At 44.8% G+C, this 24,736-nt stretch carries 22 protein-coding genes; 9 read left to right on the forward strand and 13 right to left on the reverse strand.

Annotated elements, in window-relative coordinates:
- Positions 1-13: 13 nt before the first annotated feature.
- Both AAHN97_RS23715 and AAHN97_RS23720 read right to left on the reverse strand, forming a co-directional pair.
- Positions 14-1,177 (reverse strand): GTP-binding protein, encoded by a 1,164-nt coding sequence (locus tag AAHN97_RS23715; RefSeq protein WP_343304590.1) that lies wholly within the window; start codon positions 1,175-1,177, stop codon positions 14-16.
- On the reverse strand, positions 1,174-1,590 hold the full coding sequence (locus tag AAHN97_RS23720; protein WP_343304591.1) for a MerC domain-containing protein: 417 nt from the start codon (positions 1,588-1,590) through the stop codon (positions 1,174-1,176). Before AAHN97_RS23720 ends, AAHN97_RS23715 begins: the two co-directional genes overlap by 4 nt.
- Before the next feature lie 152 nt (positions 1,591-1,742).
- Here AAHN97_RS23720 and AAHN97_RS23725 point away from each other — a divergent pair, with 152 nt between their 5' ends.
- Genes AAHN97_RS23725 through AAHN97_RS23745 form a run of 5 tightly spaced genes read left to right on the forward strand, consistent with a single transcriptional unit; the run spans position 1,743 to position 5,214 of the window.
- The gene (locus AAHN97_RS23725; RefSeq protein WP_343304592.1) at positions 1,743-2,348 is read left to right on the forward strand and encodes an ABC transporter ATP-binding protein; all 606 of its coding nucleotides are present in this window, start codon (positions 1,743-1,745) and stop codon (positions 2,346-2,348) included.
- Positions 2,345-3,538 (forward strand): ABC transporter permease, encoded by a 1,194-nt coding sequence (locus tag AAHN97_RS23730; RefSeq protein ID WP_343304593.1) that lies wholly within the window; start codon positions 2,345-2,347, stop codon positions 3,536-3,538. Before AAHN97_RS23725 ends, AAHN97_RS23730 begins: the two co-directional genes overlap by 4 nt.
- Positions 3,531-4,091 carry a hypothetical protein gene (locus AAHN97_RS23735; RefSeq protein ID WP_343304594.1) on the forward strand — a complete coding sequence of 187 codons (561 nt, stop codon included), beginning with the start codon at positions 3,531-3,533 and terminating at the stop codon, positions 4,089-4,091. Before AAHN97_RS23730 ends, AAHN97_RS23735 begins: the two co-directional genes overlap by 8 nt.
- Positions 4,092-4,148: 57 nt before the next feature.
- Positions 4,149-4,775: an SCO family protein gene (locus AAHN97_RS23740; RefSeq protein ID WP_074241814.1), complete on the forward strand. Its 627-nt coding sequence runs from the start codon at positions 4,149-4,151 to the stop codon at positions 4,773-4,775.
- Between the two features lie 10 nt (positions 4,776-4,785).
- Entirely contained in the window at positions 4,786-5,214 is a 429-nt protein-coding gene (locus tag AAHN97_RS23745) for a Fur family transcriptional regulator (RefSeq protein WP_343304595.1), read from the forward strand.
- Positions 5,215-5,217: 3 nt separating this feature from the next.
- On the opposite strand, the gene AAHN97_RS23750 is transcribed toward AAHN97_RS23745, so the two are convergent.
- From AAHN97_RS23750 to AAHN97_RS23765, 4 genes are all read right to left on the reverse strand, one after another.
- Positions 5,218-5,880, reverse strand: a complete 663-nt coding sequence (locus AAHN97_RS23750; RefSeq protein ID WP_343304596.1) for a DUF6624 domain-containing protein — start codon at positions 5,878-5,880, stop codon at positions 5,218-5,220.
- Entirely contained in the window at positions 5,877-7,595 is a 1,719-nt protein-coding gene (locus AAHN97_RS23755; protein ID WP_343304597.1) for a M3 family oligoendopeptidase, read from the reverse strand. Before AAHN97_RS23755 ends, AAHN97_RS23750 begins: the two co-directional genes overlap by 4 nt.
- Before the next feature lie 111 nt (positions 7,596-7,706).
- On the reverse strand, positions 7,707-8,318 hold the full coding sequence (locus tag AAHN97_RS23760; RefSeq protein WP_343304598.1) for a DUF5606 family protein: 612 nt from the start codon (positions 8,316-8,318) through the stop codon (positions 7,707-7,709).
- A gap of 86 nt (positions 8,319-8,404) precedes the next feature.
- Entirely contained in the window at positions 8,405-10,075 is a 1,671-nt protein-coding gene (locus AAHN97_RS23765; RefSeq protein ID WP_343304599.1) for a lamin tail domain-containing protein, read from the reverse strand.
- A gap of 97 nt (positions 10,076-10,172) precedes the next feature.
- Between AAHN97_RS23765 and AAHN97_RS23770 the strand changes: the two genes are divergently transcribed.
- On the forward strand, positions 10,173-11,162 hold the full coding sequence (locus AAHN97_RS23770) for an aspartate-semialdehyde dehydrogenase (RefSeq protein WP_343304600.1): 990 nt from the start codon (positions 10,173-10,175) through the stop codon (positions 11,160-11,162).
- A 477-nt stretch (positions 11,163-11,639) separates the two neighbouring features.
- The gene (locus AAHN97_RS23775) at positions 11,640-11,891 is read left to right on the forward strand and encodes a hypothetical protein (protein WP_143197550.1); all 252 of its coding nucleotides are present in this window, start codon (positions 11,640-11,642) and stop codon (positions 11,889-11,891) included.
- 135 nt (positions 11,892-12,026) lie between these two features.
- Here AAHN97_RS23775 and AAHN97_RS23780 read toward each other — a convergent pair whose 3' ends face one another.
- The 4 genes from AAHN97_RS23780 to uvrB all read right to left on the reverse strand — a co-directional run bounded on the left by AAHN97_RS23780 (position 12,027) and on the right by uvrB (position 17,986).
- Positions 12,027-12,689, reverse strand: a complete 663-nt coding sequence (locus tag AAHN97_RS23780) for a DUF2461 domain-containing protein (RefSeq protein ID WP_343304601.1) — start codon at positions 12,687-12,689, stop codon at positions 12,027-12,029.
- 167 nt (positions 12,690-12,856) lie between these two features.
- A complete protein-coding gene (locus AAHN97_RS23785; protein ID WP_343304602.1) occupies positions 12,857-13,930 on the reverse strand; it encodes a porin in 1,074 nt (357 codons plus the stop codon).
- 213 nt (positions 13,931-14,143) lie between these two features.
- Positions 14,144-15,523 (reverse strand): ammonium transporter, encoded by a 1,380-nt coding sequence (locus AAHN97_RS23790; protein WP_343304603.1) that lies wholly within the window; start codon positions 15,521-15,523, stop codon positions 14,144-14,146.
- 414 nt (positions 15,524-15,937) lie between these two features.
- Positions 15,938-17,986 (reverse strand): excinuclease ABC subunit UvrB, encoded by a 2,049-nt coding sequence (uvrB, locus tag AAHN97_RS23795; protein WP_343304604.1) that lies wholly within the window; start codon positions 17,984-17,986, stop codon positions 15,938-15,940.
- A 129-nt stretch (positions 17,987-18,115) separates the two neighbouring features.
- On the opposite strand from uvrB, the gene AAHN97_RS23800 reads away from it, so the two are divergent.
- Positions 18,116-18,916: a S1/P1 nuclease gene (locus AAHN97_RS23800; RefSeq protein ID WP_343304605.1), complete on the forward strand. Its 801-nt coding sequence runs from the start codon at positions 18,116-18,118 to the stop codon at positions 18,914-18,916.
- A 251-nt stretch (positions 18,917-19,167) separates the two neighbouring features.
- On the opposite strand, the gene AAHN97_RS23805 is transcribed toward AAHN97_RS23800, so the two are convergent.
- Both AAHN97_RS23805 and AAHN97_RS23810 read right to left on the reverse strand, forming a co-directional pair.
- Positions 19,168-20,091 (reverse strand): PfkB family carbohydrate kinase, encoded by a 924-nt coding sequence (locus AAHN97_RS23805; protein ID WP_343304606.1) that lies wholly within the window; start codon positions 20,089-20,091, stop codon positions 19,168-19,170.
- Between the two features lie 52 nt (positions 20,092-20,143).
- Positions 20,144-21,559, reverse strand: coding sequence for an MATE family efflux transporter (locus AAHN97_RS23810; protein ID WP_343304607.1), 1,416 nt, complete (start codon positions 21,557-21,559; stop codon positions 20,144-20,146).
- Positions 21,560-22,029: 470 nt separating this feature from the next.
- Here AAHN97_RS23810 and AAHN97_RS23815 point away from each other — a divergent pair, with 470 nt between their 5' ends.
- Complete coding sequence (locus AAHN97_RS23815; RefSeq protein ID WP_343304608.1) at positions 22,030-22,539, forward strand: hypothetical protein; 510 nt, start codon at positions 22,030-22,032, stop codon at positions 22,537-22,539.
- Between the two features lie 194 nt (positions 22,540-22,733).
- Here the strand turns inward: AAHN97_RS23815 and AAHN97_RS23820 are convergent, their stop codons facing one another.
- Entirely contained in the window at positions 22,734-24,734 is a 2,001-nt protein-coding gene (locus AAHN97_RS23820) for an OmpA family protein (protein ID WP_343304609.1), read from the reverse strand.
- Positions 24,735-24,736: the final 2 nt, after the last annotated feature.

Here is a 24,736-nt window from a genome sequence, read left to right on the forward strand (position 1 = left end):
AGCCTAGTCTAAATTAAAGGCTTGGAAACGGGTCGTTAAACGGTTTTCCGTACACCCAGTCTTTGATTTCCAGGTCATTACATAAACAGGCATCCAGTTCCTGCGTGATCACATCTTTTCTAAGATCCTGCCCAATGATCACCAATTCATTATGCCGGTCTGCAAAAATGGGATGCCATCGCTGTTCAATGAATGCAGCAGTAGTTGCATCCAACTGCCACTTTTCTTTGGGGATAGCACACCACCAAAGCCCTGCCCTGTCTGCCATTAAAGATGCTCCCGCCTGGCTCCAGTTAATAGCAATGTCTGATCTGGATGCGATCCAGCATAACCCTTTGCTGCGGATCACGCCCGCAGGCCATTGATGCTGAATGTAGTGCCAAAAGCGTTCAGGATGAAAAGGAGCACGGCTGCGGTATACAAAAGAGCTGATGCCATATTCTTCCGTTTCAGGGATATGTTCCTTTTCCAGTTCTGCTATCCAGCCAGCACTGCGGGAAGTGGTTTCGAAATCAAATAATTGGGTATGCAGGATCTCCTGCAATGGCACAACAGACCTTTCTGCTTCAATGATCCTTGCATCTGCATTGAATTTCCGCAGCAAAGCTTTCATGGCATCCCGTTCTGCTGCTGTAACCAGGTCGCATTTGTTGAGAATGATCACATTCGCAAATTCAACCTGTTCTGTGAGCAGGTTAACGATTGTACGAGTGTCATCCGGCACCATTTCCCGGCTGGAAAAATCACGATGAAAATTAAAGGCATCTACAACCGTTACCAGGGTATCCAGCGTGCTGAATGCACTGAGGTCAATACCCAGCTGATCATCCTGATAAGTAAAGGTCTGCGCAACCGGTAGTGGTTCTGAGATACCGCTGGATTCAATCAGCAGGTAATCGAAACGGTCTTCTGCTGCAAGGCGCTGCACTTCCTGCAACAGATCTTCACGTAAGGTGCAGCAGATACAGCCATTGCTCATCTCCACCAGTTTTTCTTCTGTATGATGCAGTACATTTTCATTACGCACTAATTGTGCATCGATATTTACTTCACTCATATCATTCACGATCACGGCAACACGCAGCTGCTCTTTGTTATGCAGGATGTGATTCAGCAAGGTTGTTTTGCCTGCCCCTAAAAAACCACTCAGTACAGTAACAGGAAGTTTCTTTTTCATAAATGATCGTTTGAAGGCCCGTGCTGACAAACCTTACAGCTCTTGCACTCTTTCAGGTTTTGCAGATGTGCCCATACAATCAATCCTGCGCCGAAAATGATCACAAATGGCTCCCAGCTTTCCGGCGCCAGGAAATGCCCCGCCAGCAATGCCACATAGCCAAACGAGAAAAGTACCAGTGGCCTGGCATGCCGGTGATGTTTCCGGTAACCCCTGAACAAAGCAGAATAACCAACAAGGAAAGAAAAACCCAGCAGCGCATATTCCAGTTTTTCATTTTCCAGCACTTCCAGCCCCAGAAGTGGCAGACCCGCAATCAGCAGCGGTAATAACACACAGTGTACTGCACAGATAAGAGAAGCGCCAATGCCCAGTGCATCGAGGTTCCATTTGGAGAAAAGATTGATCCGCATCGTAAAAATTATTTTGTGGAGAACAAATCTAAGATGTTTTTGCAACTTTGTTGCAATTAACCATAACTTTATGTGAAAATATTAGATGGGATGGGTATCTTAGCCACTTACAAGTAGCTGAATGCAACTTTGTTGCTTTTAATTAAAGAAATATGTTATACACCAGGAATCTTGCTTATGCATATCCCAATGGCCGCACCCTGCGGTTTCCGGACTTGGAATGTACGGAAGGAAATGTATTGTTGATCACAGGAGGTTCAGGGGTTGGAAAAACCACACTGCTGCATCTCCTCGCAGGTTTATTGAAACCTTCCGGCGGAGAGGTGCAGGTTGCCGGAACTGCTATACAATCATTAAAGCCCGGAGCCATGGATGCTTTCCGGGGAAAACACATTGGCATCATCTATCAACAGTCTCACTTTATTGCAGCGCTCTCTGTGCAGGAAAACCTCTTGCTTGCCGGCAAAGACAGGTTGATGGAGATTTCCCAAAAACTGGGCATACAATCGTTACTACATAAAAAACCGGCACAACTCAGCCAGGGAGAACAGCAACGTGCATCTATCACCCGTGCTTTGATACAATCCCCGCAATTATTACTGGCAGATGAACCTACCGCCAGTTTGGATGACGAGAATTGCATAGCTGTCGCAAAACTGCTGGCAGCACAGGCTGCGGAACAAAAAGCAGCATTGCTGATCGTTACGCACGATAACCGCCTGAAACAACTTTTTGCCAACCATATTACACTGTCATGATCCTGCGCATTGCTTTCAAAAATCTTTTACACAAGCCTTTATACGCAGTGTTGTGCTGGTTGCTACTGGCCTGCAGTACTGCGGTATTATTGCTGCTGATAACTTTAAGCCGTCAGGCAAAAGAACAACTGGAAAAACAGATCGATGGCGTGGATATGGTGCTGGGTGCCAAAGGCAGTCCGCTCCAACTGATCCTGTCCAGCGTATATAACATTGACGCCCCTACGGGAAACATCTACCTGGAAGAAGCACAACGTTTTATGCAGCATCCCCTGGTGGAATCCGCTATTCCCGTTTCACTGGGAGATTCCTACATGGGCTACCGCATTATTGGAACAACGGACGCTTATCTCAAAAAATATAACCTGCAACCTGTTTCCGGTAAAGTATTCTCCAAAGCCATGGAAGTAGTAGTAGGCGCCACAGTAGCTCAACGCAGCCAGCTGAAGATCGGCAGTAAATTTGCGGGAACACATGGCCTCGGAGAAAAGGGGCATGTACATGAAGAGCATAGTTATATAGTAACAGGTATCCTTCCGCCTACCGGGCTCTCTGTAGATCAATTGATCCTTACATCCTTACAAAGTGTTTGGGAGATCCATGAAACACACCATGAAGAACACGAAGATCATGAAGCGGTCAAACAACAGATCACTGCCGTGCTCATCAAATTCAAAAGCCCTTTAGCCCAATTGCAAATGCCCCGCATGGTAAATGAAAACACCAATATGCAGGCGGCAGTTCCGGCAATAGAGATCAACCGCTTACAATCATTGATGGGCTCAGGCACCGCCGTGTTGCGCATTCTCGGATGGCTGTTGGCTGCACTCGCAACCTGTAGTATCTTTGTGATGCTGGTGCAGGGAACCCATGAACGCAGATATGAACTGGCACTTTTACGCAGCATGGGTTACGGAAGAGGAAAACTCCTGGGCCTGGTTTTAGCGGAAGCAGCTATACTAGGAATAACGGGGATCCTCGGCGGCTTTTTGCTGAGCAGGTTAAGCGGATGGTTCCTGCAACAGGAAGTATTTTCACATTATCATTTAAATTTCTCAGGCGCATGGAAGATCACGCCGGCAGATATGCTCACAGGTATTGCCATCCTGGCCGCCTGTTTGCTGGCCGCACTTTTCCCCGCCATCCGGGCTTTCCGGTTAAATATCTCTAAAACACTGGCCAATGCTTAAAATAGAAAGAATATTAGTGGTAGCCATCGCTTTTCTGCTGGTTTCCTGCTCCAATATCTCACAATACTGCAAACACGGGAACAGTTACCTGAGCCAGGTACTGAGGTTCAGGCAACAGGCTAACATGGAAAGCTTACCGATGTCCACCGTCACCTATCCCGAGGATACTGCTGTGAAAAAAGTCACCTGGAAACAACTCTCCGATGTGATCTTCGACCGTAAATGGGATGAAAAGATGCAGATGCCCATGTTGTACCCTTCTTTCTCCCGCACCATTAAAGCCATGCATGGAAAGAATATCAGCATCAGCGGTTATGTAATACCCGTAGATGCCAAAGGCGGCATGTATGTACTTTCCGCCAATCCCAACAGTTCCTGCTTCTTTTGCGGAGGTGCCGGCCCTGAAACTATCATGACCCTCAAGTTCAAATCCGGCAAACCGGCTTTTGAAACGGATGATTATGTTCGCTTCCAGGGTAGATTAAGGCTCAATGAGAAAAACATTTACGAATTATATTATAATCTGGACGATGCCGTACTCATTGGCAAGTAAATGGTGATGTGGTGAAACTGTGCTACCTTTGTATATTAGATTTAAGACGGAATTGATATGTCTAAGAAAGCGATCTTTTATATCTCCTTTTTTGTATTGCTGAGCGTAGGGTTCATGGGATTTGCAGGACTGATGATCAAAGAAGGTACCGGTGAATTCTTCGGAAAGGAAAAACTCCCGGTGCTGGGAACACCCGGCCACACGGTACAGGGTTTCAAACTGACCAACCAGGATGGAAAGACCATCACGCAGGACAATGTAAAAGGAAAGATCTACGTGGCGGAATACTTCTTTACTACCTGTACGAATATCTGCCCTGTGATGAATAAGAACATGGAGAAAGTGTATGCAAAGTATAAGGATAACCCAAACTTCCTCATCCTCTCCCATACATCTGATCCTGATTACGATTCCATACCTGTATTAAAGGCCTATGCTGATAAACATGGTGCGGATGTAAAGAACTGGCTTTTTTTAACGGGTGATAAAAGGCACCTGTACAAACTGGCCCGCGAAAGTTACCTCGTAGATGATGGAAAATTTACCGGTGAAGATGATTTCATTCACACCCAGTGGTTTGCACTGGTAGACGGTGATGGCCAGATCAGGGGTTTATATGAAGGAACAAAAGATAAAGATATTGAGAAGCTGATCAAAGAAATTGATCAGCTGATGCATGAATAAATTGATTCACATGGCTGCAAAACACAAAGAACTCATCGTGCAGTTGTTGCGCTCCAGTAACCTGAGTATTACGGATACGCGTGTAAAGATCCTGGAGCTCTTTTTGAAAAGTAACGGTGCACTGGAACATGCGGATTTTGAGAAGCTGAGCGGTAAGTCGTTCGACAGGGTTACCATTTACCGTACCCTGCAAACCTTCCTGGATAAAGGGATTGTACATAAAATACCTACTACAGATACCTCCGTACGATATGCCATCTGCAAATCGGAATGTAAAGAACATGAACACCACGATCACCATGTTCACTTCCGTTGCGAAGAGTGTGGTAATACCTCCTGCCTGGAAGAAACAGATATTCCGGTTATTTCACTGCCCAAAGGTTATGCACTGCATAATGTGGAAGTAGTGGTAAGCGGGGTATGTAAAGAATGTAAATAAGGGCTAGGGCTTTTTTACGGGTTCGCTCAGGTCAGATAGTTTGTATACTTTATAGTCGATGCGCATCCTGGCCGCATTCTCTTTAACGGTAGAAGTGAAGCCGGCTTTTCTCCTGCGTTCGTCCACCCCTTCCGGATCCTTGATGGGCCAAATGATCATCCCTTTTTCTCCGTTTTTAAGTGTTACCATACTACCCTGCGTGCCATAGATCTGCTCCTGGCGTTTGTACATCAGTTGCCGGTCCAGCGTCATCGCATAAAAGTGGAAATCCAATTCCCCCTTGTCTGCCGCATCTTTCAGCAAAGGCATGAATTCATCTATTCTGTTGGAATGCTGTATCACACTCCAGGCAGCATAACTGGCGTTCTCTCCAACAAGGCTTTTCCCCGGATAACCGTAGATCTTAATTACAGAATCTGTAAAACGCATATTAGCGGAATCGATCCGCACCATCTCTGCGGATAACACATTGTATACCTCGGCCACTGAAATATTCCTTGCTTTTGCAATAGAATCAATATCCGAGGATGAGCTGAATAACTTCCTGATGGCTTGATCTACTATATGTACACTGTCCATTGACCTGGCAAGGGCAGGCTCTTTCTGTGCAGCCACAGAAAGAGCACTAATGCATGCCAATAAAATGAACGTGATGTATTTCATCATACGATCTTATCTATTTCCTGTTGTACAAAACCCGCCAGCTCTTTTACGTATGCAGGAGAGAAATCAAATTTGATCCCCGCAGCCGTATATAGCTCTCTCAAAGTTTTTGTATAACCAAGGCCCAGCGCTTTCTCATAATTGTCCAGCGCCTGTTTGGGATTTTCCTTGTACTGCTTCCACATGGCAATGGCACCTAATTGAGCAATGCCATATTCAATATAATAGAACGGTACTTCAAACAAATGCAGTTGCCTTTGCCAGTTGTTGGCGCGGTAGGTTTCATGTCCGCTCCAGTCAATATTGCCGGGAGAGAATTCATCCATGATCTTTACCCACTCTGCCGTACGTTCTGCTACAGTATGTTGCGGATGTTCGTAGATCCAGTGCTGGAATTTGTCAATGATCGCTATCCAGGGGAAGATGGTGATAGCACGTTCCAGTTGTTGCAATTTGGCACGGCGCAATTCATCCGGGTTATCGAAGAAAATATCCCAATGGTCCATACTGAACAGTTCCATGCTCATGCTGGCCACTTCCGCAATCTCCATGGGGTATTCCTTAAAGGCACTGAGGGAAAGATGATGGCTCAGGAAGGAATGAATAGCATGCCCGCCTTCATGTACCATGGTGGTCAGGTCTTTCATTTGCCCTGCCGCATTCATGAAAATGAAAGGCACGCCGGTTTCTGCAAGTGGACAGTTATATCCGCCCGGTGCTTTATTCTTACGGCTGTCCAGATCGAGGCGGCCCATGTCTTTCATCACCTGCAGGCACTCTCCAAAGAAAGGACGCAGTTGCGTAAAACATTCAATAGATTTGCCGATCATTTCCTCCCCGCTTTTGAATGGCTCCAGCGGTTTGGTGCCCAATGGCTCTGCATCACTGTCCCATGGTTTCAGTGTATCTAATCCCAGTTTTGCCTTTTGCCTTTCCAGGGATTGTTTCACCAGTGGCAGGATGTGTTCTTTCACCGCTGCATGGAACTGGAAGCAATCTTCCTTGGTATATTCAAAACGCCCCAGTTCTTCAAACTTGTAATCGCGGTAATTCGCGAAACCGGCATTCAATGCTATTTCGTGCCGTTTGCCTACCAGCGTGGAATACAGCTCGTCCAGCTTTTCTTTATCTTTCAAACGGCGGGCGGCCGTTTTGGTAAATACTTCTTCTCTTAATGCACGGTCAGGGTTCTCCAGGAACTTAGCTGCCTGTTGCAAAGTATATTCCTGTCCATTCACCTCTATGGTCATTGACCCTGAGATCACACCATACTGCTGTGCCATCACACTAAGTTCTGCCTGGATGGGCACATTCTTTTCATGGAAAAGTTTCACCTGTTTCTGCACATTGCGGAGATAGGTAAAATACAACTGCTGGTCCAGCTGATCTTTGAATTCACTGGCCAGGAGTTTACGGTTCAGCGCATCTGCATAAGGTTGCAGTTTAGGCTGTATCTCCATGCAGAAATAAGTAAAGGCTTCTTCATATGCTTTGTTAGCCGTGTCGCGCGTCATGCGGATCTGCCGCCAGCAGGCGTCTTCGCTGATCACAGCTTCCACTTCACTGATATCTGCCAGCCATTGTTCCAGGTCGGAAACACTCTGCAGCGGCCTGTTTTGCAGTGCTTCAAAATAAGGTTGTAATGCGTCCCATGTTGTTACCGTAAAATCAGCTGGTAAGAAATGCCTGGGCGGTGCGGAAATATGAGCAGTTTGCATGATTCTTTCAATTATTCGTTATTTATAAAAATAGCTAAACATAGCCACACAAAAAAAAGATCCAAATCCGGTAAAGGGACTTGGATCTTTTTATCCTGGACGGGCAGAGGATTACTCTTCCGTTTTCTTCTTTTTAGCTGCCACTTTTGGCTTTTTCTCTTCTCCCTCTGCATCAGCAGCCGCTGCTTTCTTAGCAGGTGCTTTCTTTTTAGGAGCAGCTTTCTCTTCTGCAGGCGCTTCTTCAGCAGCCGCTTCTTTTTTGGCCTTTGCTTTTGGTTTGGCTTCCTCTACCGGAGCTGCTGTTTCTTCCGCTGCTTCCACTTCTTCCGTCTCTTCTTCAAACTTCAGCAGGTCATTGGTTTTGAGGATGGCATACCATTTTACCATCTTCTTCATATCACTTACATAAACACGGTCCTCATCAAATTCAGGGAACACGTTTTTAAAATAAGCTTTTACGGTCTGGTTATCTGCTTTCGCATCTGCAAGCGGAAATTTCGCTTCCTTATCCAGCATAGCCTGGAAAACAGCTGCCAGGTTCACATTATCGCCTGTAGTGAATACTTCAATGCTCTCCAATGGGGTAAAATTATGTACCCGGGAAGAAACGAAGCGTGTGCTCTTGTCTTCCAGCGATCTTACAATAGCGCCATCCTGTTTGCTGGCCAGCAATTGAAATAAACCGCCTAAACCGGTGACTGCAACAATTTCTCTGTACTGCATGAATTCATTTTTAAGAACGGCAAATATAAAAAATTAGCAATAGATATCACGCTGACAATTGTCAATTCTCCCGAAAATACCCGGATTTATGGGGTGCCGGCCAATACCAGCGGGAGTTTCAGGGTATTTATCCTTCCTTGCATATTAAAAATCCGTACAAAGATAACATAGATTCCCGGCCTTACCACCTCCCCGGTATCCGAAAGTCCATCCCAGTTAATATTTCCCCTGTTCCCCAACAGCTGATTCCTGGCCAGATGCCGCACAGCACGGCCTTCCGCATCAAATGCCATCACCTCTGCCACATATCCCGGAAGAGGAAGTTCCCATTGCAGTTGAGCAATGTCCTGGTACCCATCGTTATTAGGACTGAACACACCAGAAACAAGCCTGAACCCTTCAACAGCACTACCGGCAACCATTTGCTGGGAATTTACATATCCTGGTGTGGCAAAACCAGCCGTGGCAGCAGCTGAATGCCAGTTTCCCGGATCCTGCGTATGCCCATCCGCCTGTACCCTTTCCAGCGAAATCCCCTTGGTACCGGGTAAAATGCTCAGATGCCAGGTACGTTTATAATGAAGTATGTCAATGATCCCTCCATCCCCCTCCATTAATAAGAGGGTGCCTTCATCATCCGGCAAAGTGGGCAAAGCAGGGATGGCCTGTAATTTACCCTTGCAGGAATAAGAACGGCACAGGGCCGGGAGGTCTGTTGAAAAAGCCAGGAATTCCCCCGGTAATAATAAGAAGGGGCCTTTTACCAGCAGCACGGGTTGTTTGATAGCACCATCCGGATGAAGTGAGGCAAAGTACAGGTTCTGTAGATCAATGGCTTTATTACTGCGGTTATAGATCTCCGCAAAATCAGCAGTTCCGGCGGGCGGATCAAATAATACTTCATTAATGATCAGGCCGAAGCTATCTGCCTTTTCTGGAAGTGCATATGCAACCGGCGCCGGTTGGGATATTTCGCGGTTATTGCAATCCGTAATGCGGTTGGTTTGCAGTGAATAGATCTGCCCTTTTTCCAATGGAGCGTTTAATTCAACAGATACTATATTATAATGTACCGCAATACTTTTAAAATGATCAAGGGCCCGCACGGCAGACAAACTATCGATTATACCGGAAAAATGTAATTGCAGATGCAGCGGGTCAGTAACCGTTACCCTTAATAATTCCGGTAAAGGCGGTTCTTTAATAGTACCGGCCACAGCATTATTCTTTCCAGGTGTACCTCCCAACGCAGCTGTGGAAGCTTTCCAGTTTTCGCTTCCTGCACAGGGCCACCGGGTATCTGTCATTTCCAGGCTCCATCCGCCATTTTCTTTAATGCTGCCTGCATACCAGTCTTTATGATAATCCACTGTATGGATCAATCGCCCGCTTTTATCATAAAGGGATAATCGTTCGCCCTCGTTTCCCAGGGAAAGAAAACTACCGGTAGCAATGGCAGGAGAGAAAAAAGGAAGCGCTGTGCGGGAGCAGATCACCACCAGGCTATCCGGCTGCAAAATAAACGCAGGGAGGGTAATGGCCTGGCTGCTATCTCTTAACACCCAGCCGCCCAGGTTCACCGCAACAGCAGAAACATTCTTTAATTCAATGAATTCGTACTCCGGTAAACCCACTGTGGGAGAAGGATCTGCGAGGATTTCATGGATCAGCACATCATATCGTGCAGGAATGGGATCGGGCATAAAATAATATGCCGGGAACACTGCCAGCAGCAGCGTACAAACAATGGCTTGCATAATAGAAGAATTTAATGAGTCAACAAACTGATTGAATATAAGGAAAGTCTTGCTTTTCTGTATTAATTTTGTGCTCTCTTAAAAATTAATTTTAACAATGAAAGTAGCCGTAGTAGGTGCAACCGGATTGGTAGGCACCAAAATGTTGCAAGTATTGGCGGAAAGGAATTTCCCCTTAACGGAATTGATACCCGTAGCTTCTGAGAGATCTGTTGGTAAGGAAGTGATGTATAAGGGTAAGCCGTACAAGGTTGTGACCGCAGATACGGCTATTTCCATGAAACCGAACGTAGCCATTTTCTCTGCGGGCGGCAGCACCTCCCTGGAGTGGGCACCTAAATTTGCAGCAGCAGGCATCACCGTGATAGATAACTCTTCTGCATGGCGGATGGACCCTACCAAAAAACTGGTGGTACCGGAAGTGAATGCACATGCCTTAACACCGGAAGATAAGATCATTGCCAACCCTAACTGTTCTACCATTCAAATGGTATTGGTACTGGAACCTTTACATAAGAAGTATGGTATTCAACGCGTAGTGGTATCTACCTATCAATCTGTTACAGGCACAGGTGTAAAAGCAGTAGATCAGTTAATGAACGAACGCAAAGGTATTGAAGGTCCTATGGCTTATCCTTACCAGATAGACCTCAACGTGATCCCGCAGATAGATGTGTTCCTGGAGAATGGTTATACAAAAGAAGAAATGAAAATGGTGAAAGAAACCACCAAGATCATGGGAGATGACAAAGTGAAGGTAACGGCTACAACTGTGCGTATCCCTGTAATGGGCGGCCATAGCGAAAGTGTGAACATTCAGTTTGAGAAAGATTTCGATCTGGCAGAAGTACGTAACATCTTAGCGGCAGCACCTGGTGTGATCGTTGTAGATGATCCGTCTAAAAGCCTGTACCCCATGCCAAAAGATGCGCATGATAAAGACGATGTATTTGTAGGACGTATCCGCAGAGACGAAACACAGGATAACACGTTAAATCTTTGGATAGTTGCAGACAACTTAAGGAAGGGTGCAGCTACCAACGCGGTACAGATTGCAGAGTACTTAGAAAAAAAGAACTGGTTATAAAGAGTTTATAAAAAAATGTTTTTGAAGGGGTGATCTATGTTGCAACATAGTTCGCTCCTTCTTCGTTAACGATTATTCTCTTGTTCTTCAATCACTTATCCCTATTGATTTTCCTCCGATTATTATAAATAATTATTTATGTCTTACATAAGATTATCATCCTTCTCTTATTCTCAACGATTTATACAGTTGGCTATTTGGAATTTGATTTTTTTAATGTAAATTCACTTCCCCGTTAAATCACAACGTGGGTTATACGAAGATCTGTTTTATTTAGAGCAACTGAGAGAGTGCCTACTGGCCTGCGTTTTATCACATAAAACAAAACTGTAAAAAAGTAAGGGTAAAAACTACACAGAAGTAGTATTGATATGTGAAGGATATACGTCAACTTTGATATTACAATCCTATGCAAATAAATTCTTTATCGTTTTTTTCGATGACAACTAAACTATCAAACTAAACACCCTTATTCCTATGAAAACCAACACGAACCGTGAACTTTTGTTAATGCACAAGTTTACAGAAGAGTGGAGCACAAATTTTTCCTCACAGGTGTCTCGTATTATGAACATCGTTGATCAGAAAGATACACTCGATGGCATTATCCCTATCATTGAAGTAGCAAACGTTTATAACCAGCGCTTTGCACAAACAAGAGTAGACAAAGAAAATCTTTTGAAAAACCGTAAATCCCGCCCGTTTGAGTTTTTGATACACAAGAATTGATTTACTGTTACCATCCTGGCACCATGCAACTTTGCACAACGATTGAATACGTTAGGCCGGTTAGCATTATGCATCAATGAAAAACCCTAGTTGCCGGAAGAATTCCGGTAACTAGTAAAGTGAAGGGTAGTTTTCTTATTCGTCCTGAGCGCTATTGAGGAATTGAATGAATGGTTGCATCACAGCAAAGGTCCGCAGGATCTCACGCACTAAGGTAGGTTGCGTAGCTGCTTCATCCGTTACATTATTGCTGACAATAAAGCTCTTCAATTTGATATAGGCAATAGCCGGATTATCTTCATGATACCCCTGTGGCGCTGTTTTAAGCGAATCCCCATTTACCTTGCCAAATACCCGGATGAACTCTTTTTGCCCCACTATGCGTTGAAAGTCGGCGAAGTTATAGTCGATCTCCTGTCTTATCTTTTTAATGATCGGCCCTTCTGGCATCCAGAGGCCGCCACCAACAAAACTATTTCCACCCGGCTCCAGGTGAAAGTAATATCCCGCATACGGACTCTTTTTGCCTCCCTTGGCAAAAGATGCACCCATATTGGCTTTATAAGGCGTTTTGTCTTTAGAGAACCTAACATCTTTATAGATACGGAAAACGCAGTCTTTTACCTGCAGGCCTTCTATCCCTGGGTCTACACGGGCCAGGCCATCTATTATTTCTTGTACCAGGCTCTCAAAGTCCTCTTTTGCCTGCTGATAATTTGCCTTATTATCATCAAACCAGGCTTTATTGTTGTTTAGCCTGAGGTCCTTCAGAAATTTCAATGTGGAACGTTGTAGCATATACTTATACCCTCTTTCAGGGGGGATAAGATACAAAAACTCCTGTTTGCCAAAGGGATTTTTTCCCAGGGCAAACAGGAGCTTCAAAATAGGGGGCCGGTTAAGATAACCGGCCCCACAAGCATAATGGTTTGGTTTAACCTTCTTATATGAGCCAGTGTTTAGATCTAGAACTTGTAAATCGCCGCCAGTGATACACTTGCAGATGATTTTTTAGCGGCGCCATCCTTGTCATGGAAGAGACCGTCCTTATTACTCTGATCCAGGCGGAGCTCAGGGATCAGGGTAAAGCCGCCTATTCTGTAATTACCGGATAAGGTAACAGCAAATACGCTACCACCGTCTGGGAATTCTAAAGGATCAGTATAAACTTTCAGACCATCTTTATCGCTGAAGTATTCACCACGGAGGCTCAGACCAAAGCTTTCAGAAGGATCATAGTTCAGGTACAGTGCAGAGCCAAACCAGTTGGTAGCATCAGTTTTGGCAGGTTTGTTCTTGTAAGTGCTGTAAGTACCATTGTAACCAATTCCGAACTTAGGCGCTACCTGGTAACTGAGCACCAGGTCTATCTGGTCATTCCGCGTTTGGAAAGTATCCAGCCCGCCGATGTAGTTCAGGTAAGCTTTGAAGGGTACGCTGGCAGAAGCGAATCCGTACTGAGCACCAATGTACTTGATACCTTCATGGCCATCATATGCACTTTTAAGATCTGTTGGGTTAAATACACCAACCATCAGGTTGTGCTCTCCAAAAGTCAGATCAGCTTTTGCACCGGTATGAAAAAAGGGTCCATAGGAAAACATGTAGGACATGCTGTAATTTCTGTTGGCATATGCATCCACCAGTTCATAACCAACATGTGTGGCAAAACTACCTATGGTGAATTTCAACCAGGAAGCAGGTGCATATGAAATATATAATTGCTTTATCGCGAGGCGCGTTTTTTCGTCATTATAAGAGAAATCTTCCGCTCTTTTACCAAAACCGATGTCCGCAACCAATCCTACATTCTTGAAAGTGCTTTCCAGTTTCAAAGACACCATACCCAGTTCAAAAGAGTTATGAGAGTTGGTAAAGCTCGTCTTATTATCTGATTTGTTTTCGTTAAAACCATACTTGTAATAAACATCAGCGTATCCGGATAATTTAAATCCTACTGGCAGTAAGCGTAAAGAATCCTGGGCGGAGGCGGACATAGCAATAAACATAGCCAGAAGGGCAAATAAACTTTTTCTCATTAGGCGAGAGTTTTTGGTTAATAAAAATGATAAGGGTTTTTGTGTGGCGCTTTTATTGTTGAGGTGCTGATGTTGTATGGACAAATTTGCTATTTCAAAGGCAATAGGAAGCCGGATCGTTTAATCACCACGGCGGTTTCCCGCATTTACGGCTGCGCCGTGGTGATAAACAAATAATTACTAATCCGGATCAAACAATATTAAAAGGTGATATTATCCGTGTTGAACAGGCTCTTCGGCTAATGAACCCTGACCATTAATGCTCAGGTTTTGTGGGTGATAGATCTCGTTATGTTGTGTAACGTCCAGACCCAGTTCTTCTTCCTGCTCAGTTACACGCAGCGGATGAATGAAGTTGATGAATTTGAAGATCAGCCAGGATACAACAAAGCTGTAAGTAACTACCAGCAACAGACCCAGTACTTGTTTGTAGAACAGGTCAAAGTTACCGTAAGCCCAGCCATCATTACCTGCAGGGTTGATCAGTTTGGAAGCAAACACACCGGTCAGCAACATACCAACCATACCACCTACACCATGACAAGGGAATACATCCAATGTATCATCGATGGCAGATTTGTTCTTATAATGTACAACGATGTTAGAAACGATCGCAGCAATGAAACCAATGAACAGGCTTTGTGGTACACCAACGTAACCAGCAGCAGGTGTGATGGCAACAAGACCAACAACCGCACCGATACAGAATCCAAGTACAGATGGTTTTCTACCGCGGATCACATCAAAGAAGATCCAGGAAAGGCCAGCAGCAGCGGCAGCTGTATTGGTAGCAGCGAAAGCTGTTACAGCCAAACCATTAGCAGCAAGAGAAGAACCTGCGTTGAAACCGAACCAGCCAAACCAGAGCAAACCGGTACCGATCAATACGAAAGGAATGTTTGCAGGTTGCAGTTCTTTTTTAGCGATGTGGTCTTTACGGCGTCTTAAAACAAGCGCACCGGCAAGAGCAGCACAACCAGCAGAAATATGTACAACAGTACCACCGGCAAAGTCAAGTACACCCAATTTAAAGAGGATGCCATCTGCATGCCAGGTCCAGTGTGCAATTGGTGCATATACCAACAGGCTGAACAGTACCATGAATAATACATAAGATGTGAAGCGGATCCGCTCAGCAACCGCACCCACAACAAGAGCAGGAGTGATCACAGCGAATTTCAGCTGGAACAAAGCGAATAATAAAATGGGAATAGTACCCCATGGTCCGCCTGAACCTACACCATTAAAGAAGAAATAAGAGGTAGGGTCACCAATGATTCCTCCCTGTGAAGTTCCGAATGCAAGACTGAAACCAACTACCACCCAGATAACACTGATCAGGCCGGTAGCGATAAAGCTTTGCATCATAGTGGAGATCACATTCTTCTTGTTTACCATTCCTCCATAGAAGAAGGATAAACCCGGAGTCATCAAAAATACCAAAGTGGTAGCCACTAAAACCCAGGCAACATCTGCTGCATTATACTTGCTGGCATCGGCAAATGTTGGAGCTGTAGGTAAAAAAATGCCAATTACTGCCAGCGCAGCTAAAAATATGAATGGCAGATAATCCTGAATCGAAATTTTCTTCATAGCGTATCATTTTAAATTTCGAAATAAAAGTAGGCAGATGCTTTAAAAGTTCAAATAGAAGGCCCTAAAAATGGAAATATTCGAAAAAATGACGAAATATGGGGCGCCGAATACAATCACATTATAATTAATAAACATATTATAATGGTTTTTAGGAATATGAAGGTGCCTGAAGGGGTGGGATAATGGGTGTTAACAATTTGATAATGATTAAGTTACGAAAGTTTTAACAAAGAATTACGAAATTCTAATTTTTCAGGGGGCATGTTGCACTGTAAATCTTACACGAAGCTTTCAAACACTTGACCTTAAAGGGTTTAAATATTAAAAAGGATAATAGTGCTTATTGGAAAACACCATTATCCTTTCATTTATATTATAAATAATTCTATGTTGAGTTTGTTGTTTGAGCAACTATTTCCGCTTCATATTCTCCAGATCGTTCTGCATCGTAAACATCTGGTCCCTTAATCTGGCCGCTTCCATAAAATCCAGGTCCTTTGCCGCCTTCTCCATATTCTTCCGCACCCTGCCGATCTCCTTTTCCATCTGTGGAATACTCTTAATAGTATCCTGGTTGTACCCGGCCGGATCTTCTGTTACCAGTCCCATCGCATCCATCACGGCATAAGGAGAATTCTCATCAAAGTTCTTGATCTCCAACACAGAAGTAGATCCCATGATCTGCTCTTTGGTTTTACGTACAGTCATAGGCGTGATACCATGTTTGGCATTATATTCCCGCTGGCGCTGACGCCTTCTGTCGGTTTCATCCATCGTACGGCGCATACTGTCTGTGATCTTATCTGCATAAAAGATCACCAGCCCATCCACATTCCGTGCTGCCCGTCCCGCTGTTTGGGTAAGGGAACGTTCATCCCGCAGAAAACCCTCTTTATCTGCATCCAGTATCGCCACCAGCGAAACCTCCGGCAGATCAAGCCCTTCCCGCAACAGGTTCACACCCACTACCACATCTATATTACCTAAGCGCAGGTCTCTTAATATCTCTACCCGCTCCAGTGTATCCACCTCAGAGTGTATGTAACGGCTCTTAATATTAATACGATGCAGGTACTTGTCCATCTCCTCTGCCATTTTCTTGGTCAGTGTGGTCACCAGCACCCGGTCTCCTTTTAATATACGTCTATCTATTTCGTCCAGCAGGTCATCCACCTGGTTCTTACTGGGCCGGATCTCAATGGGAGGGTCCAATAACCCTGTCGGCCGTACGATCTGTTCTACCACCACACCTTCTGTTTGCTTCAGTTCATATTCCCCCGGCGTGGCACTTACAAAAACCACCTGGTTCAACAGGTTCTCGAACTCAGAAAAATTAAGCGGCCGGTTGTCCAGCGCAGAGGGTAAACGGAATCCATAATCCACCAGCGTCAGTTTACGGGAACGGTCTCCACCATACATCCCGCTTACCTGTGGAATGGTAGCATGGCTTTCATCTATCACCAGCAGGAAGTCTTTCGGGAAATAATCCAGCAAACAGAATGGGCGCATACCGGGTTTCCTCCTGTCAAGGAAGCGGGAATAGTTTTCAATGCCACTGCAATAACCCAGCTCACGGATCATTTCCACATCATAATTAACGCGTTCGGATAAACGCTGTGCTTCTATGAGTTTGCCATTCTTTTTAAAGTATTCTACCTGGGCCTGCATCTCGTCCTGGATCTCATGCAGGATCTGCACCATCATGTCTTTCGGCGCTATATAAAGATTGGCTGGGAAAATGGCTGCGGTATCCAATGTCATGATCCGCTTTCCATTACTCACATCAAAACTCTCAATCTCTTCTATCTCATCGCCAAAGAAAGTGATCCGGTATCCATAATCCACGTAAGGAAGATTAATATCCACCGTATCGCCCTGCACCCGGAAATTACTCCGGTTGAAATCTCCCGTGGTCCTGGAATAAAGCGCATTCACCAAGCCGTGTAATAAGGTGTTCCGGCCAATGGTCATCCCTTTATGGATGCGGATGATCCCGTTTTCAAAATCGGTAGGGTTACCCATACCATATATACAGGATACACTGGCTACCACTATAATGTCCCTTCTGCCGGATAAAAGGTTGGAGGTGGCGCGAAGCCTTAATTTATCCAGCTCTTCATTAATGGCCAGGTCCTTTTCTATATAAGTATCACTCACCGGCATATACGCTTCCGGCTGATAATAATCGTAGTAACTTACAAAATACTCTACCGCATTGTCCGGAAAGAACTGACGAAGTTCTCCGTACAATTGGGCAACGAGGGTTTTATTGTGTGTAAGCACCAGGGTAGGTTTCTGGGTATTCTGGATAACGTTCGCCATAGTGAACGTTTTACCCGAACCGGTAACCCCCAGTAAAGTCTGGAAACGCTCTCCATCCTGTATTCCTTCTGTGAGTAAACGGATGGCATTGGGTTGGTCGCCTGCAGGTTTATATGGTGCTTGGAGCTTAAAAGGCATAATTGTTTCGGATTGGTGATCGGGTTCACGAATTTCGGCTTTTAGCAGATAAAGACCTTGTTAAAATTTTACAATAAAGTCATTTTACAATCCGACATTCGGGTATCAAAATTCGACAAATAGTTTAACATGAAAAAGCTCCTTTTAAGCGCTCTGATAACAGGGCTATTACTCTCCGGCATCCAACCTGTTAAAGCCTGGGGACCTACAGGCCACCGGGTAGTAGGAGAGATAGCATCCTGGCACCTGACCCCTAAAGCCCAACTCGCTATCCGGAACATCATAGGTAATGAAACCCTCGCCATGATCTCCAACTGGCCGGACTTCATTAAATCAGATACCACTAATTTATATAAACATACCTCCCCCTGGCATTACCTCGATTTTCCGGGTCACTGTTCCCGCCAGGAATTCGACAAATTGATTAGTGAGGCTAAAGGAGAAAACCTCTATACTTCCATCCTTGCCATGATCAAAGAACTGAAAGATCCTGCCACCCCCAAAGCCAGGAAAAGGTTCGCCCTCAGCTTCCTCGTACACATGATAGGGGACCTTCACCAACCCCTGCACGTGGGTAGAGATGAAGATCAGGGTGGAAACAAGGTCAATGTGACATGGTTTGAACGCCCCACCAACCTTCACCGGGTATGGGATGAACACTTAATTGATTTTCAACAATATAGCTACACGGAATATGCCCAGATCCTAAATCGTGTAGTTACCACACAAAATAAAAAAGCCTACCAAACGGGGGCTATTACGGACTGGATGTGGGAATCTCATGTACTTTCTGACAAAGTGTACGACCGTACCCCCCAAGGCGAAAAACTCAGCTACCGGTACAATTATATTTTTATGGACGACCTCAATGGCCAGCTCACAAAAGGGGGTATTCGCCTGGCAAAAGTGCTGAATGATATCTTTAAATGATTGTCATCCGGCATAGCAAAAGTTTAGAATATGTAAACCGTTGAAGGACGCTATTCCATCTTTTGACATAAGGCTGTGCTTATACCATCTTTCTCTTGACATAGGGTTCACATAGGCTTGACATAGGCTCAAGATAGGTCTAGGGTTATACTATCCTTCTCTTCACATAGGCTCAAGGTTCGATACTCCTATAACTAAAAAAGGACCGTTCTTCACAGAACGGTCCTTTTGCTTATAATAATATACAGGCCCTATACCAGGTCAATATCAAAGTTCACCAGTTCCACGAACTGCTCCAGCCTGGCAGCGATATCTTCTTTAGAGATCTCCCGCAGACGGGCAGCACCAAATTTCTCCACACAGAAAGAAGCCATTGCCGAACCAACGATGATCGCTGTTTTCATGTTCTCAAAGGAGATATCCTTTGTTTTAGCCAGGTGGCCTATGAAACCGCCGGCAAAAGTATCACCTGCACCGGTTGGGTCAAATACATCTTCCAGGGGAAGAGCAGGTGCAAAGAACACGTGGTTCTCATGGAAAAGCAATGCGCCATGTTCACCTTTCTTGATCACCAGGTAACGGGGACCCATGGTCAGGATCTTCTTGGCCGCTTTCACGAGAGAAAACTCACCAGTCAGCTGACGGGCTTCGCTGTCATTCACTACCAGTACATCTACCATTTTGATGGTCTTCAGCAGGTCCTCCAAAGCAATGTCCATCCAGAAGTTCATGGTGTCCATTACAATCAGTTTCGGACGGGGGCTGAGTTGATTGATCACACTCATCTGTACCTGCGGGCTCAGGTTACCCAGGATCAGGAATTCGCTTCCCTGGTAGCTGGCCGGGATAACCGGTTCAAAATCAGCCAGTACATTCAGTTCCGTAACCAGTGTATCACGGGAGTTCATATCCAGGTGATATTTACCTGCCCAGTAGAAAGACTTTTCATCTTTCTTCACCTGCACACCCTCTAATGCAACCCCTCTTTTGGTGAGTGCATCCAGTTCAGACTGCGGAAAATCTCCACCGATCACAGAAACCTGGTTTACTGGTTGTACAAAGTTTGATGCAGCCCAGGCAATATAAGAAGCTGATCCGCCTACGATTTTATCCGATTTACCAAAGGGTGTTTCGATATCATCGAAAGCCATGGTGCCAACTACGGTAAGAGACATGTAATGAATTAATTAAAGGTTGAAAAACGCAGCAAATGTAAGGAATTAGCTACTAAACCTTTACTTTCTTCCATTTCCCCTTCCTGAATATAATCACCGCCATGGTAGCGATGATGGACTCTGCAATGAAGATGGCCCAGAAAACGCCTGTAGGCCCCCATTTCAATGGAATGGCCAGGAACCAGGCCAGCGGTATCTGTATCACCCAGAAGCCTATTAAATTAATAATAGTAGGCGTTCTGGTATCTCCGGCTCCATTGAAGGACTGCGCCATCACCATACCGAAGGCATAAAAGATATACCCGAGGCTGATCAGCCGCAGGCCTTCTATTCCATAAGCCAGTACAGCCGGGTCTTTTGAAAAGAAGCCCAGCATCCAGGGTGCAAAAATGATGAACACAATGGACACGAATCCCAGGATGATCATATTTAGATACGCCGCCTTCCAGACACTTTTCTCAGCCCGCTCCGGCTCTCCGGCTCCAAGATTTTGCCCTACCAGGGTAGCAGCTGCATTCGCCACTCCCCACGCAGGAAGGATAGCAAATACAATGATCCGGATGGCGAAAGTATACCCCGCCAGTGCATCTTCTCCAAACTGGGAAATAATGCGGATCAGGAAGATCCAGCTGGCTGAACCGATAAGGAATTGCAAAGTACCGCCGGAAGCCAGTTTGATCATCTTCATAATAGTCTCCCACTCAGGACGGATATGCCGCCAGCTCACCTGGATAGTTCTTTTACCACTGCATAAATGGTATAACTGGTAAGCCACACCCGTACCACGGCCAATTGTTGTGGCTATCGCTGCACCTTCCAGTCCAAATGCAGGAACAGGTCCCAGCCCATATATAAATAAAGGGCACAGGATAATGTTAAGGATATTGGCCAGCCATAAACTCCTCATAGCAATACTGGCCTCACCGGCACCCCGGAAAATTCCATTGATCAGGAAAAGCAGTACGATCACGAGATTGGAGCCCATGGCTATCTGTGTATAGGTATGTCCCGAACGGATCATTTCTGCATCTGCACCCATCAGTCCCAATATCTCTTTGGAAAAAATGATCCCGCAAATGCTCACGATCACAGAAAATCCTAACGACAGGTAAAGTGCCTGCACTGCAGCTTTGGAAGCTCCTTCAGGATCTTTTTCTCCAATGCGCCTGGCCACCACTGCAGTGGCTGCCATACTGATCCCAACGGCGATGGCGTAAATGAGGCTTAACACTGATTCTGTTAAACCCACAGTGGAAATAGCGGCCTTACCTAATCTTCCCACAAAGAACGCATCCACCAATGCGAAGAGTGATTCCATGGTCATTTCCAGCATCATGGGAATGGCCAGTAATATTAATGCCCGGTTGATACTTCCGGTGGTGTATACTTTTTCGTCTCCTTTCAGCGCTTCCCTGATCAATTGAAAAAGCCTGTATGTGCGCGACGTAACGTGCGTAATAGTTCGCATGTAGTTGTGTTGATATTTAATAATTAGAATAAGATATAATGCGCCAGGTTATAGCGCCATTGTTCGGGGGAGGAGGTCGTCAGCGCGGATGGGCTGACGGTATTACATTTTCATATGCGTTGTGTTGACGGATACAAAGGTAATTGTTTCATTGACTTGGCCATTCGAAAAATTACAACGCCGTTTTATCCCTGCCGCATACCGGATGAATTCGTTTCATCCTTAACAATAATTCCTACAACTAATCGTTGCCGGAGATTGTTATTCAGGAGTATACAGGATAAATAAAAAAATTATTTTATGGTGAAACAAGCCATCACAGCAGGTTTCATCTATATGAACAGGGTAATTTGCAAAGAAATCGTTAAAATGTTTGTAACATTTTAAAACGATGCCCGTTTTACAAGCGTACCACAAACGGGAATACACTTTAACCTAATTTGAAAACAAGCTAATTTAAAACGGAAACCATGCTTATTAACAAAAACAAGGCTCTTTCACTGGGGCTTATCGCTACCGCTATCTTTGGAATTTCCCTCGCATCCTGCTCTGATGATGATCCGGCAAGAGTATTACGCAAAAAAGAAATTCCGTTGAGAACGGCTACTGAGATCGGAGGTGGAACAGTGACCATTCAGGAAAGAACAGACAGCACTTTTGACCTGACTATTAAGATCAACAAAACCACTAAAGACATCACGTACAAATTCAGCGTGATCAAAGGTGACACTGCATTGCTCCGCACTGCAAACCCAACGCTGGAAGTTGGTTTAGACCTGGGTTCTGAGAAAAGCACCACTACAGATGCTGCTATAATCAAAACCATCACTGTTAAGAAGATCAAACCTGCAACAGGTGATTCTATTAAGTTTAACTACGATTCTCTGCTGAAGAATAGCTACTTCGCAAGGGTTCACTATGTAACAACTGCTACGCCTCCTGCTGATAGCAACGTTGCAAGAGCTAAGATCGGAAAATAAGCGTACTATTTTTTAGTTGATAGATGGAGAGGGCTGTTCTGCTAAGCAGGGCAGCCTTTTTATTACCTTCTTTTTCATTAGATCGATCCAAAATAGTAGTAGCCGGCGGATGCCGGCTACTACTTGTATATGATAGGATATGGTTCATATTGGGAAAGAATTCCCGCTCAGAACTTCTTACTGCGTTATCTGAATTAATTCCGTAACACTTTAAACTCCGTTCGGCGGTTTAATTGCCTTCCATCCGGATTGTCTTTACCATTCGGTAATGTGTTCGGCGCTACCGGCCTGGATTCACCATAACCTTTACTTACCACGCGGGTTTGCGGAATACCTTTACTGATCAGGTAATCCACGCAGGATTTAGCACGCGCGTTGGATAATTTAAGGTTGTATGCATCTGTTCCTTTACTATCCGTATGTGCACCAAGCTCTATCTCCATCTTTGGATTATCCAGCAACAGGTAATACAGCGAATCGAGGATCAGTTTTGATTCCGGACGTAATGTGGCTTTATTGTAATCATAGAAGATATCATTGATCACAATCGGTTTGTTCATTTCAAATCGCTTCAGACAAACAGTAGGATTCATCATGGAGTCCACCATGGAAAGTTGTTCTGTATTGAAGGAAAAATTCTTTGAGAAGTAATTATCTTTTTCTACCAGTACTTTATACTTTTTATTCATCTCCAGTTCAAACATATAATTACCGCCATTACTGGTGGTTTGTGTTTCGAGTATATTCCTTTGCGTACTATCCAGCAAAGTGATCTTTGCGCCTTCCAGCGGTTTGCCGGTTTCACAATCCATCACTAAACCTCCGGCCATTTTTGCCTTACGTTTAACTGCAAATATTTCCAGGCAGCAAATGGATTCCCTGTCTGAACTGATATACCCTTTATTCAAGGCATTCTTTGGTTGCAGAGCTGCATAATACTGATCATCCTTTGCAGAGTTCAAAGGATAACCCATGTTCTCCGGCGCCGTCCATCCACCAAAACTTCCCTTGCTGCTGAAAAAATCCTGCCCGCCAAAACCAACACGGCCATTGGTACTGAATATAAGCACCTGCTTATTAGGATCATAAAAAGGGGCACTTTCTTCTTCTTTGGTATTGATGGTATTCCCCATGTTATTGGCTGCACTCAAAGTACCTCCGCTGCTGATGGTACAATACCACAGGTCAAATTTCCCCATGCCGCCGGGGCGGTCTGATACAAAGAGGAAATATTTACCATCGGAAGTAACAGAAGGTTCCTTTGCACTGTAACCCGCAGCATTGATAGTAGCATCCAGCAACTGGGGTTCCGTCCAGCCATTACCGGCTTTGTTACTGCGGTAGATAGCGGAGTGTTTGTTCCCGTCTTTGGTGGTCCATCTTGTTACATACAAGGTATTGCCATCGGGAGCAATAGCAGCAACTCCTTGTTCTGTGCCTTTTTCCATGGGTATGGATAGTTTCTCATTACTGTCAAAACTGCTATTCTCTCCCTTGGCGATGTATAGTGTATTGATGAAAGGATTTGATTTCTTTTCAAGTAAAGTGGAATCCGGACGGGAGGAAGTAAAGTAGAAGGTGTTATTGCTCACTGGCACAGGCGCATAGTTGGCACCGCCCTGGTTGATGTTCCCTGCCACTTTTACCACTTCATATCTTGGCGGATGTTTCATTTCCTCTATCGCAAATTCACAACTTTGAATTTCGATATTGGTCCTGCTGGAATAATCATCCGTTCCTTTATAAGATTGTTTGAACTGCTGAAACTGCGCCAGTGCATTTTCATAATCCGTGCCTGTTTTTGCATTCGCCCTGAGGCATACCCCATACCAATACTTGACCAGTGGGAACTGCACAGGATCAAAGTTGAGGGCTTCTGCATACCATTTACCCGCATTACCAAAATCATTATACATCCTGTAGGATTCAGCAAGGCGGTATACTACCTGCTCATAATCCTTCAGTCTTTTCTGTTTACTTTTGCCTCCTTTCTCCAGCAGGTAAGGTTTGTACTCTCCGGGTTTCACCGTAAAAGTACCCAATGCCTTACTATAGTATTGCGCCGCGGAATAGTAATCCTTCAATGCAAAATAATTATCCGCCGTACGTTTAAAATCAGTTACATATGTCTGTGCCTGCAAAGAATTAACAAGACCTGTTAAAACCAACAGCAGGATGAGTGTAGATCTTTTCATAA

This window comes from Chitinophaga niabensis (genome assembly GCF_039545795.1).
Lineage (GTDB): Bacteria > Bacteroidota > Bacteroidia > Chitinophagales > Chitinophagaceae > Chitinophaga > Chitinophaga niabensis_B.